This is a genomic window from Apilactobacillus kunkeei DSM 12361 = ATCC 700308 (assembly GCF_001281265.1).
GTDB classification, from domain to species: Bacteria; Bacillota; Bacilli; order Lactobacillales; family Lactobacillaceae; genus Apilactobacillus; species Apilactobacillus kunkeei.
The window spans coordinates 96,556-109,116 of record NZ_JXDB01000002.1 but is presented as its reverse complement, the minus strand read 5'-3'; the positions used below and the strand labels follow the sequence as shown (position 1 = coordinate 109,116).

Here is a 12,561-nt window from a genome sequence, read left to right as displayed (position 1 = left end):
GATTTTGAAATGGGAAAAAAGAAGAAAAATAAGGTTCATAAGACATTAGTTGAACAAATTCTTGATAAAAATAACATTTCTTATATCCAACACCAATTCGCAACACATGACGAAAATAACGTCGCTCAATTAGAAGTAGAAGAAGGCATGGATCAACATCGTATCTACAAGACATTAGTCCTTGAAGGTAAAGATACTGGTCCCGTTGTTGGCGTGGTGCCATTGGATCAACATTTGGACGAAAAGAAGCTGGCCAAAGAATCCGGAAATAAAAAGGTCAATATGGTTCCTCTAAAGGACCTATTGAAGACCACTGGGTACGTTCATGGTGCTAACACGCCTGTTGGTATCTATGAAAAATTCCACTATCCAATCTACATTGATAACGAAGCCAAGCGACAAGGACAAATTCTAGTTTCATCTGGCCAAGTTGGACGTTCTGTGGAACTAGATGCAACTGATTTAGTTAATTTAGTCCACGGTCACTTCGTTGATATCGTCAAGTAATTACGCATCTAATTATTGAATGCCTCGCCATTCATTTTTAAATTCTCTTACAAAATCGTGCATATATTTACTACGTTTGTCTGCCATTTTTTTAGCAACCGACGTATTCATCAACTCAGGTAGCTTAAACAATTTTTCATAAAAATGGTTAATGACAGTTGTATGTTTGCGATATTGACTTTTGTCCATATCACTGCGAGGCACTTGTTGAGGGTCATAAAGGGTATCACCAAAGTGGCCCCCAAAATACATAGCTCTAGCAATACCAATTGCACCGATTGCGTCTAGTCGATCGGCATCTTGGACAATTTGACCGTTAATCGTAAGCTCATAGTGATGCTTTAAGTTCGCACTGTAAGACATGTGCGTGATGCTATCCATCACTTCATCAATTTGACTCGAGGTGTAATCCAATTCTTTTAATTTGGATTGCACCTCTTTTTGTTTGTCATATGTATTTTCTACTAACTTATCATCGATAACGTCGTGTAAATATGCAGCGGTTAAAACAATCAATAAATCAGCATTGTCAGTCTGATTGCTGATTTCTTTTGCCAAATTAGCAACTCGTATTATATGTGAAAAATCATGTCCGGTAGCATCATTAGCTAGCTGTTCACTTACATATTGCTTTAAATCATCTATTTTTTTCATCTTGATTCCACCTTTTTTATAATTATAAGCTAAACAAAAAGCGCTCCTCAACTAAGGAGCGCTTTTATTATTCATAGATCATATCTTCAAATATTTCGTTAGCAATTAAACAGTTCACAATTGTATCCGCAATAGAACTTAATAGTTGCTCAATTTCGGAATCATTATTAGCTACAGACTTTCCATCTGCAATGTGATGAAGTTTTTCCACCAACATTTCTATAAATTCATCATAGGCCTGTTTAGGAAATTGTTGTTTAGTAATTTCGTCAATTCCCCTTCTAATATCTTTAATGGAAAAGACCGGCTTTAATAAACTGATAATTATTATATCTGCCACATGGACAGTTTGATATTTCTTTTTTACTGGCGCAAATGTCGCCTTATTTTTGACGTAATTATTAACCATAGACTTAGTTACGGTATCCATCCCTAGTGGTCCAATCGCCTCGTTGACAACGGCCACTAGTTGATCCATGTATAAATCAAACTTAGGAAGTTCTTCCCATTTAGGCAAAGTAACTTCTTTCATTTGGTCCTGCCACTTAGTATATTTGCTGTTCATCAGATCACCTCAATATCAATATTATATCATATCAAGTAGTTTTATATACTAGCTTAAATGGAGTCGTCAAATTTACTTGGATTAATTTTAATCAAGATGCGACGAACAACTGACGACATCAAAATGAATACCGGTACTGCTGTGACAACAACCAATGCTGCTGGAATAAATATCGGCATTTTGAATACATCGACCAATGAGAATATTGATGGGAAAAATATAAAGATGGATGCAAAAATTACAATTGACGGAATAATAATTGATAACTTAACACGATTTAATGGACGAGATGCTTTAAATAAAGCTATCCAATAAATAAATCCAGTCACCAAAACACTAATCGTGGCTCTTTGCACGTAATCAAAGTGGAAAGCTTTGCCAATGTAAATAATCAACACAACGTATCCAACAATCGTCATAGCTGCCGGCAAGGCGATATTATAAATCTTAGCACTAAATTGGTTAGTAACCCTCTGGTAGTTAGGTGCCAGAGCTAATAGGAATGATGGTAACCCGACCATAAATGTATTGATTGGCGTTAATTGAATTGGTTGGAATGGATAGCTGTGAATACTAAACATAAACAAGATTGTTAATGACAATGAGAACATCGTCTTAATCAAGTAAAGAGATGCCACACTTCCAATATTATTGATAACACGACGACCTTCAGCTAAAACGTCTATCATTGCTGAAAAATTAGAGTTAATTAATACAAAATCAGCAATTCCTTTAGTACTTTCACTACCGGAAGCCATTGCGATTCCACAATTAGCTTGTTTCATTGCTAACATGTCGTTAACACCATCACCTGTCATAGCGACAGTGTTTCCATTCAATTGATAAGAACGAATTAACCGTTTCTTTTGTTGTGGGGTAACTCGGCCAAATACAGCGTTATCCTTAACCAACTCTTGATAATCTGCATCAAATGGCACTTGTGTCATATCAACCGTTTTATCACTGTCTTTTAGACCAACCCTACTAGCAATCGCGCTAACAGTTTTGGGATCATCTCCCGAAATTACTTTTAAGCTAACACCCTGTTCTACAAAATACTCAAGAGTACTCTTAGCATCAGGTCTAATCTCATCACTAATTAACACCAATCCTAACAATTCGGCATCATCTAAATCATCGGTTAAATCCTTATTACTCTTTAACAAGGCCATAACACGATAACCTTGATTAGCATAGTTACTAATCGTATCTGAAACCTCTTTTGTCATGTTTTCAATGATGAATTGTGGCGCCCCCATAATGTAGTTTCCTTCGTTGGTTTGCACACCACTCCATTTTTTATCTGAAGAAAATGGAAAACTCTTTAAAACAACCACGTTAGGGTTTGAAATAGCCTGCTTAATTGCAGCTGAAGTTTCATTATCATCCTCAAATGCATACACTAAACTACCCAAAATATGGCTTAATTCATCCTTTGAGTGGTTATTAAATGGCAATACATCTTCCAATTTCAATTTTCCTGAAGTAATGGTTCCTGTCTTGTCTAAACAGATTGTGTCAACACGAGCTAGCGTTTCAATTGCAGGCAAAGCACGGACTAAAACTTTATGACGAGCCAACTTGGCAGCAGATACAGCCAGTGTTACTGATGACAATAGAACCAATCCCTCAGGAATCATTCCAATCATCGCCGCAACCGTCCCTAACATGGCTTGGTTAATGTCATCACCACGCATAATTTTTGTATATAACAATAGCGCACCAAGCGGTACAATCACAAACGTTAACCATTTAATAATCTTATTAATGGTCTTTAGCATCTTGCTATCAGAATCTTTTTTGGTACGACTAACCTCAAATTCCATTCGATTCACAAAAGTGTCCTCACCGACTTCAGTCGCAACAATCCTGGCACTTCCACTCAAAACAACACTTCCAGAAGTAACAGAATCACCATGTTGTTTTTCAATGGAATTAGTTTCACCTGTAATTTGCGATTCATCTACTTGTAGAGAATCAGAAGTCAATACTTTACCATCAATTGGAATTTGATCTCCATGGCCGATTAATAAAACATCACCTAAAACAATATGGTCGTCTTCAACCTTTTTAATTTGGCCATCACGCACGACCCTAATTAGTCCTTGTGATAATATCGCCATTTTATCTAACTGGCGTTTGGATCTAATTTCTTGGATACTTCCGATAATTGTGTTTGAAATCGCAATCACTAAAAACAATAGATTTTTATAATCGCCCGTATAAAAAACCATTGCCGCCAAAACTATATTAATAAAGTTAAACAATGTGAACGCATTTCCTTGTAATATCTGAGGAATAGTCTTGGTAAAACCCTTCCGTTTAGTATTATGTAAGCCTTGATCATATAAATGTTTGGCTTGTATAGTAGTCAATCCTTTTTGACTGTCGATTCGTGATTGCAAAAAAACACCCCTAACGTGTAAAAAATTTGATTTGTCTAGTTTTTATGGACTATCATTGACCCTGGTACTTAAAAATAAAAGGAGGCCATTAACATGCCTAATTCAATTAAAGATACCATACAGCTAAGAGACGGAAATCAAATGCCTATAGAAGGCTTTGGAACCTATAAACTAGCTGATCAAGATAGTATGAATGCAGCTATTAAGTCGGCCTATGAAGCCGGATATCGATTATTCGATACTGCACAGTTCTATAATAATGAAGAACTACTAGGTAATTCAATTAAAAAGCTACAAATTAACAGAAATGAAATATTTATTACGACAAAAATTCCTGAACCAAAACAAGGATACCAATCAACATTAGATGCAATTGATGAGTCACTTGAAAAACTTCAAACTGACTACATCGACTTGTTATTAGTACACTGGCCTGTTCGTTCACACTTTTTTGATACTTGGCGTGCATTTGAGGATGCCAAAAAAGCAGGAAAAGTGAAGTCCATCGGGGTAAGTAATTACCATCAAACTCATTTAGATTTATTAAAAACTAAAGCTCATGAGATGCCTGTAGTAAACCAAATCGAAGTCCACCCTTACCTAAGTCAAAAATCCATGCTAAAAGCAAACAAGGATGAAGGAATTGTTACACAAGCTTGGAGTCCAATGGGTCGTGGTGCTACTCTAAATGACGATACCATCCAAGAAATTGCCAAATCTCATGGTAAATCAACGGCCCAAATCATCTTAAGATGGCACCTTCAAAACGGTGTAACTATCATTCCTAAGTCAAGTACACCACAACGAGTGGTTGAAAATGCGGACCTATATGATTTTGAATTATCAGATCATGAAATGAAGTTAATTGACGATTTAAATCAGGATTTCCGTACCGGTGATGATCCTGAAGTCGTTTATGAAATCGAGCATCAATATCCAAAACATAAATAACTTATTTATAACTAATTGTACGACGAGTATAATTAGTTATATTCATACATAATAAAGGGGCTTTTTCATATGTTAATGATTGTGCTTGTTATTTTAGGAATGTTTATTCTGTTGGGTATCGGATTCGTTGTCGTATTTGGATGTTTAGGCATCTTTTTACTAATTGACTCTTTCTTTCATCGAGACGAAAGAAAAGCTCAACGTCAAAAAATGGATGAAGAAAACCGCAAAGCAGAACAAATGCTTGCTAATATGCGTAGAGAAAACGAAAAACTAAGACAGCAAATAAAAAATAAATAAATTACAAATATTAAAAATATTATAAAAAAATTTGACAGTATTATTTTTTTAGTCTATTCTAATAAACAACTTGAAAGTAGTAATTCAAATCAACTTGTTAAGCGAGCATCTGATTTAGTGAAACGAGATGCCAAGTTCTTGAATGAAGGCAGTCAAGATATATCAATTGAATCGAAATCTTAATGCGCATTAAGAACCAGAGGTATCAAGTGCGAGCTTGATATAAAAATAAGGTGGAACAGTGTTGAAGACGCCCTTGTACGAAAGTACAAGGGCGTCTTTTTTGTTTAAAAAGGAGATTAAATTATGTACGATTTTTCAAAAGAAGATCCAGAAATTTTTAAAGCGATTGAACATGAAAACAATCGTCAAGATAACGTGATTGAATTAATTGCATCAGAAAACATTGCATCCAAGGCTGTACGTGCAGCTCAAGGTTCTGTATTAACGAATAAATATGCGGTAGGATATCCTGGAAAACGTGTCTATACTGGGAACGAAGCAATTGATGAAATTGATAGAATTGCTAAACAACGTGCAGAAGAATTATTTCACGCAGAATATGCAAACGTTCATCCTCATTCTGGAAGCCAAGCCAACCAAGCTGTATATGCCGCTTTCTTAAAACCCGGTGATAAGATTCTTGCAATGAGTGAGCATGCTGGTGGTCATTTTACCCACGGTCAAAAACATAACTTCTCCGGTCAACTTTACGAGTCTCATTTTTATGGTGTTGACCCTAAAACAGAATTACTAGACTTTGAAAACATTCGCCAAATCGCTCTAGAAGTAAAACCAAAACTAATCATTGCAGGTGCATCAGCATATAGTCATATTATCGACTGGAATGAATTTAGAAAAATAGCTGATGAAGTCGGCGCCATCCTAATGGTCGATATGGCCCACATTGCAGGACTAGTGGCTGCTGGAGTCCACCCCAACCCTGTTGAAGTTGCTGACGTTGTGACTACAACGACCCACAAAACCTTACGTGGACCACGAGGTGGTATGATATTAGCCAGGGCAAAATTTGCAGATAAGTTAGACTACGCAGTTTTCCCAATATCACAAAGTGGTGCTTTAGAACACGTTATCGCAGCCAAAGCCGTTGCATTGGGTGAAGCCTTGAAACCCGACTTCCATGAATATGCCGTTAATGTAATCAAGAATGCTAAGGCAATGGCCAAGGTGTTTAATCAAGATGAAAAGATTCGTGTTGTATCTGGTGATACCGAAAACCATGAAATGACATTGGATTTAAACGCAGTTGGTCTTACTGGTGATCAAGCAGCTGAACTACTTTACTCTGTGGGAATTGCCACTAACAAGGAACTATTGCCGCTAGAAAATGGTGATACTATGGAAGGAATCCGAATTGGTACTCCTACTATCACTAGTCGTAACTTCAGTGAAGATGATGCTATCAAAGTAGCCACTATCATTGTTGATGTATTAAATCATCCTGGGCATCAAAACATCTTAGATGATGCCAAGCAACAAGTACATGACCTAATCATTAAACATCCCATTAGCAGATAAATATGTAAAAAAAAGACCTTCTTGAGAGAGAGTGGTCTTTTTTTGAGAGAGATAAGAAAATATAAATGTATTAATGAGATGAGAGGTCTCATTAATATAATAAATATGAGTTAACTGATCGCCTTTATGCGAACAACTGTTCTTATTATATATGACGATCTAAAAAAACACAAGAATTAATATAAAATAAAAATGAATCATTAGCAAGGGTGTATAACATTTTTGTGCACATTTTAATTAGATATTAATTATTTACAAATATATTTCTCTTTTAAATCCAATTTAATATAAAATCAGAATAATGGTAAATCATTAATATCATCAATGATTTGATTAGTATATTCTTCAATTTCAGCGTTCTCTAATTTTATGTCTTCAACTGAAAGTATATCTGAATCATTCCACCACGATTTTAGTTTGTCGATATCGTGTGGCTGAATTTTTTGTTTGTTATGCTTCAATGTTTGTTCGAACGAATCATTAAAGTAATACACTAATTGTTGGCTACCAAAATCTTCAATGAAACTATGTAGCATTTCTCCATATACTTTCTTGGGCAAAATCCCATCCAAAATAACATAATGGAAGTGTTTTTTGCCATAGTTAACCAGCTTTTGAATCATTAGGATTTGTGTATCTGTGTGTTTTTCAGTTATATCTTGTTGAACCAACATTACGTTCGTGGTTCCTAGTCTTTCTTGTAGTGCGGATGCAACACTGGTCTTCCCAGTCACTGCATTTCCCCTAAGCACAATTAATACAGGATCCATATTACTCCTCCATTGTCTAATTATATAGCAAATAAAAAACAGCATAAAACGCTGTTTTTAATAATTAGATATTTCTACTAAATTATCATCTGGATCTCGTAAATAAACCGAAATAATTTTTCCATATGCTCCAGATTTTTCAACAGGGCCTTGAATAATATCGCAACCTTTGCTTTTTATTTCTTTAACGACATCGTTAATTGGAGTAGATGTCACTAAGCAAAAATCTGCCGAGCCTGGTGTAGGAACTTTTGCCTTTGGTTCAAATTCATTTCCAACCTCATGAAAATTAATTTTTGAATGACCAAATTTTACGGCGTATCTTTTAATATCACCTTTATTAAAGGTGATTTTTTCCATCCCTAAAATTCCATTATAAAAATCAAGACTATCTTGAATGTTATTGACTGTTAAAACAAAATGGTCAAAATTACTTATTTTCATATTGTGCTAATACCTTCTTCCATTCTGCAACATGTTCTGGCGTGTCTGGCTTAGGCATTAACATGTAGTTAAACTTGATATCTTCAATATCATCAGTTGAAGTCACTTTTTCAACAAGTGGACGTAACTTCCAACCTAACATAGGATTAATCATTTTTGATGTATCCATGAAAACATCCCCTTTTTGTTTTTGTCACCATTATATACGTCAATACGAGAAAGGAAAAATATTAAGCATTTTTATTAATGATTGGTAATAATCGTTTAGCAACAAAGGCAGCAATAACAGCCTTAATAATGTCGCCTGGAATAAATACCATGTTAGCAAGTAATGATTGACCCAATGTGATATGCATCTGCACACTGATCCACACAATTGCAATTGAGTATGATATTACGATACTTACTATAATAGTAGAAATTAATACATTCCAAAAACTATTTTTATCAACAAATGTACTACATAATCGATTAAAAAGCGCCATTAGTGAAGGCATTAATAGCCACGACAATAGGTATCCTCCAGAGGGGCCAATGAAACTAATTGCTCCACCATGTCCTCCAGTAAGAACCGGTAGGCCAACAGATACCATTGCCATTAAAATTGCTACTGAAATAGTTCCCTTCTTACCTCCTAATAATAAACCAGCTAACATAATTCCAAAATTCTGCAGAACGATTGGTACCGGAATAATTGCGACTGGAATCGCTGGTACGAATGCCAATGCAATAATTAACGCCGTCATCAGCGCGATTTGTGTCACGTCTCTCGTTTTCATATCTCTCTCCTTATTGTTAACCGTATTTTTGTATAAAGTTAACAATTTCATATATTATCAATTGTTAACCAACATGTCAAAATTAAGTTGTCAATTAAATGCATGCAAAAAAGACGCTATCGTTTGATAGCGTCTTTTAAGATTACTTAGTTAACTTACGAATTGCTTTTCTTAGTTGTGCACGTTTGGCGATTAGGCTACGTCTGTGCTTCTTAGTTAAGTGCTTGAATTTTAACTTCTTATTTATCTTAGCAATTGCCTTTTGATCGGTTTGTATTTTTTTAGCAGCACGTTTTGTTAACTTCTTTTGATGTTTCTTTGTCTTCTTAGCAACTTTCTTTGACTTCTTTGCTGCCTTTTTAGCAGCTTTCTTTGACTTCTTTGCTGCCTTTTTTGCTTTTTTAACGGACTTTTTTGCTGCCTTTTTAGTTTTTTTAGCATCTTTCTTTGACTTCTTATTTATCTTCTTACTCTTTTTAGAATGCTTCTTAACAGTCTTTTTGACTGCCTTTTTCTTAGTAGGCTTTACGTAGTTTTTCTTAATTTCCTTACGAAGAGCTGTTGCTTGCTTATTAAGATGTTTTCTAGTCTTCTTGGATATCTTCTTACTGTGTAACTTTTTGTTGATTTTTAAAAGTTTCTTCTTGTCTCGTTTAACAATCGCTAGTTTAATTCTTTTCTTTAATGCATTTATTTTCTTTATAATTGCTTTTTTTGAACGTTTAGTTAGTTTCTTATTCTTTAACTTCTTGGTTAAATTGGCAAGAACTTTCTTATTTTTTTTAATTGATGCTTTCTTAGTTTTATGATTATTCTTTGCATCCTTACTATTTTGATCATCATTTGTCTTGTTGGGTTGCTTATCATTGATGCCATTTTGCTTGCCTGATGGTTTGTTATCAACATTAGCTTTTTGACTATCTGACGCATTCTTATCATCATTAGCTTTTTGAGCATCTGATGATTTCTTATCATCATTAGTCTTTTGATCATCTGATGGCTTCTTATCATCACTAGCCTTTTGAGCATCTGATGACTTCTTATCATCGTTAGCTTTTTGATTATCTGATGACTTTTTATCATTCGACGCAGCATCAACAAGTGCAGTGGCATAGTTGGCTTTCAATTGATTAATTTCAGTGGTTATACTATCCAAATTCACCTGTGCTGAATACATTTCATTAGTATCATCTGTCTTGAGTTTATCAACATGGCCATATAATTGAGATAAATCATCGCTTAAGTCTTTAGATGAAATAACTTTCTTTTCATCCATCCCATTCAATAAAGTAAACTTATCTTTAAGTGACTTAACATTTGATAACTTCATTTCAAGATTATGAACAATTTCTGCTATTTTTGGTGATTTTTTTAGATTTTCAATCAAGTATTGATGGAATTGTTTTTCATACCCACTTGGTATACCAGTTAATGGGCTTTCTTGATAGCTATCAGTATCATCTTCCGCAAACATTCTTAGAAATAATTCATCATCATCTTTAATAACCATATTTGACTGTTGTTCATTAAATTTGTTACCGAAATCATCCTGTTTAGAATTTTGATCTGCATCTAATTTATCCAATGCATTTCCAAATAATTCATGATATTTATTAATATCATTTTCAACATCATCTACACCAATCAAATCAGTTTTAGCATCTAAAGAAACGTTGTCTTGCATTGACTTAACAATACTCTGAACTTTTTGTAATGAGTTTTTATCATTTACCCCAACTTTTTTCAGATCATTTAGCGCATTGTACAGACTATCATAATTATCTTTAGTATCATCATTCTTAAATTCGGCAACTACTGTAATAAAAGAAGCTATTTTATTATTAACATAATTTTCAGAGTTCTTCTTTACTTCAGCATTATAATTATTGTTATCTTTATCTGCTTGAGAGAATGCAACATGCAATGCACTCAACTCATTTGCAATTTTATTTTGAGTAGCATTTATTAAATTACTATCGTTTTTATTTAAATTATTATTTAAGTCATTAATTGATCTATTGAATGCTGATAATTTATCATTAATACTTTTAACATCAATACCCTTGTCTAAGTATGAACTGTCTAACTTTGCTTCATCTATCTTTTTTGAAAGATCATTTAAAGAATTAGTAATTCTTACTTGATTTAATTTATCAATATTATCTTTAGTAGTCTTATTATCATCCATGGCAGCATAAAAACTTCTATTAAGTGATAAATCAGCGTTAACAATTCGATTTTCAAATGAATTAATTCTTTTATCTGATTTTGAACTGTGACCTTTTATTTTATTTAATGTATTTTGCAAATCATTTGTTTTGGAAGTGATTTTTTCAAGAACCAAAATAATATCATTACTATTACTTTTATCGAAATCTTTAAGTGTTATATTTATCCCATTTAGCTTTTTATCAATTGAATTAACATGAGCTTTGCTCATATTTGAGGTATTTTTTTTATTTTCTTTCTTTACTTTTTTAATTTCTCTTCTTAATTCTTCAACTTTTGAATTAACGTTAATTAATTGATCTTTATTTAACTTATTGTAATCTTTTCGATTATAATTTTTTACATCATTAAAGACAGAATTTAATGAGGCAACTGATTCATTTATAGATTTTAAAGAACCGTCAATCTTCAATGATTCATTTGCATTAGCATTATTTAATTTTGATTGAGCATCCATTAACTCATTTAACAAACCATTGATTTCATCAACATTGGAAGCATAAATTTTATCATCGGATTTTGCTATAAGATTTTTTTGAACACTAATAGCCTCATCCATAGCCTTATCTAAATCATTCAGATAAACATCAATGTTCTTTTCTTCTAATTCAATAATTTTTGAATCAGTTTTATCATTGTTTGATTGAACCTCATTAATAGTATTACTTAGTTGATTTAAATCAGAATCAATCGAATCCTTTAATGACTCATATTCAGCATCATTTTCCATTTCACTATCATACTTATCAAGTATCTTCATCGCTTCATCCAGTGCTTTGGAAATAAAGTCTAGATATTTTAACTTTGCATCTGCTTCGTTTGAAGATTTATCAAATTTGACGGAATTCATTGCATCTTGAATTTCTTTAGCAAATGTTGCTTGAGTATCTTGATCATAATTAATTGCTTCGGATAAATCGTTAATAAAATTACCTTTAACATATCCCAACGTTTGTTGGTAGTAATCTTCTAATTCAGACTCTATCTTAAGAGCAGAATTAATAACCTCCTTGGTTTCGACACCATTATTTAATGTGGATAACTGATTTCCCTTATTTATTGACGCTTTCGCATAATCATTTGAACAATATGACATTAAAATAACCGAAAGCGGAATAATTGATAACGCCATATTTTTAAACTTCTTGTTCATTTAAAAAGAATCCTCCTAAAAATATAAATGAAAATAATACGAATATTTTCATGTTAGCATGTTACTTTTTTTAAAAATGAACTATGTTAAATATTTTATTATCTTTTAATAATAATTAATTTATAATTAATACAAATAAATATTTACACTAATTTTTCTCTAAACAAAAACAAAATATTCGAATATAAAGGATCATCTTTCAAGAAATGAAAATGAGAATAAAAAATAACCGGCCTTGTGCCGGTTATTAATACATATTAGTGTT

Annotated in this window: 12 protein-coding genes; 4 read left to right on the top strand and 8 right to left on the bottom strand. The window is 33.2% G+C overall.

Going from position 1 to position 12,561, the window contains the following annotated elements:
- Positions 1-9 precede the first annotated feature (9 nt).
- Positions 10-507 carry a Cys-tRNA(Pro) deacylase gene (ybaK, locus tag RZ79_RS00875; protein ID WP_054449612.1) on the top strand — a complete coding sequence of 166 codons (498 nt, stop codon included), beginning with the start codon at positions 10-12 and terminating at the stop codon, positions 505-507.
- Between the two features lie 12 nt (positions 508-519).
- Here ybaK and RZ79_RS00870 read toward each other — a convergent pair whose 3' ends face one another.
- The 3 genes from RZ79_RS00870 to RZ79_RS00860 form a co-directional block, all read right to left on the bottom strand.
- Positions 520-1,161 (bottom strand): HD domain-containing protein, encoded by a 642-nt coding sequence (locus RZ79_RS00870; RefSeq protein WP_054449611.1) that lies wholly within the window; start codon positions 1,159-1,161, stop codon positions 520-522.
- 67 nt (positions 1,162-1,228) lie between these two features.
- A complete protein-coding gene (locus tag RZ79_RS00865; RefSeq protein ID WP_054449610.1) occupies positions 1,229-1,726 on the bottom strand; it encodes a DUF1836 domain-containing protein in 498 nt (165 codons plus the stop codon).
- A 53-nt stretch (positions 1,727-1,779) separates the two neighbouring features.
- Positions 1,780-3,918 carry an HAD-IC family P-type ATPase gene (locus RZ79_RS00860; protein WP_237756522.1) on the bottom strand — a complete coding sequence of 713 codons (2,139 nt, stop codon included), beginning with the start codon at positions 3,916-3,918 and terminating at the stop codon, positions 1,780-1,782.
- Between the two features lie 306 nt (positions 3,919-4,224).
- Between RZ79_RS00860 and RZ79_RS00855 the strand changes: the two genes are divergently transcribed.
- From RZ79_RS00855 to RZ79_RS00845, 3 genes are all read left to right on the top strand, one after another.
- Positions 4,225-5,082: an aldo/keto reductase gene (locus tag RZ79_RS00855; RefSeq protein ID WP_054449608.1), complete on the top strand. Its 858-nt coding sequence runs from the start codon at positions 4,225-4,227 to the stop codon at positions 5,080-5,082.
- Positions 5,083-5,151: 69 nt separating this feature from the next.
- Entirely contained in the window at positions 5,152-5,382 is a 231-nt protein-coding gene (locus tag RZ79_RS00850) for a hypothetical protein (RefSeq protein WP_054449607.1), read from the top strand.
- Positions 5,383-5,688: 306 nt separating this feature from the next.
- Positions 5,689-6,921 (top strand): serine hydroxymethyltransferase, encoded by a 1,233-nt coding sequence (locus tag RZ79_RS00845; RefSeq protein WP_054449606.1) that lies wholly within the window; start codon positions 5,689-5,691, stop codon positions 6,919-6,921.
- A gap of 293 nt (positions 6,922-7,214) precedes the next feature.
- Here RZ79_RS00845 and RZ79_RS00840 read toward each other — a convergent pair whose 3' ends face one another.
- From RZ79_RS00840 to RZ79_RS07225, 5 genes are all read right to left on the bottom strand, one after another.
- On the bottom strand, positions 7,215-7,691 hold the full coding sequence (locus tag RZ79_RS00840; protein WP_054449605.1) for a P-loop NTPase family protein: 477 nt from the start codon (positions 7,689-7,691) through the stop codon (positions 7,215-7,217).
- Positions 7,692-7,748: 57 nt separating this feature from the next.
- Positions 7,749-8,135 carry a VOC family protein gene (locus tag RZ79_RS00835; RefSeq protein WP_054449604.1) on the bottom strand — a complete coding sequence of 129 codons (387 nt, stop codon included), beginning with the start codon at positions 8,133-8,135 and terminating at the stop codon, positions 7,749-7,751.
- The gene (locus RZ79_RS00830) at positions 8,122-8,304 is read right to left on the bottom strand and encodes a hypothetical protein (protein WP_054449603.1); all 183 of its coding nucleotides are present in this window, start codon (positions 8,302-8,304) and stop codon (positions 8,122-8,124) included. Before RZ79_RS00830 ends, RZ79_RS00835 begins: the two co-directional genes overlap by 14 nt.
- A 61-nt stretch (positions 8,305-8,365) precedes the next feature.
- Positions 8,366-8,914 carry a biotin transporter BioY gene (locus RZ79_RS00825; protein ID WP_054449602.1) on the bottom strand — a complete coding sequence of 183 codons (549 nt, stop codon included), beginning with the start codon at positions 8,912-8,914 and terminating at the stop codon, positions 8,366-8,368.
- Between the two features lie 142 nt (positions 8,915-9,056).
- Positions 9,057-12,296 (bottom strand): coiled-coil domain-containing protein, encoded by a 3,240-nt coding sequence (locus RZ79_RS07225; protein WP_054449601.1) that lies wholly within the window; start codon positions 12,294-12,296, stop codon positions 9,057-9,059.
- Positions 12,297-12,561: the final 265 nt, after the last annotated feature.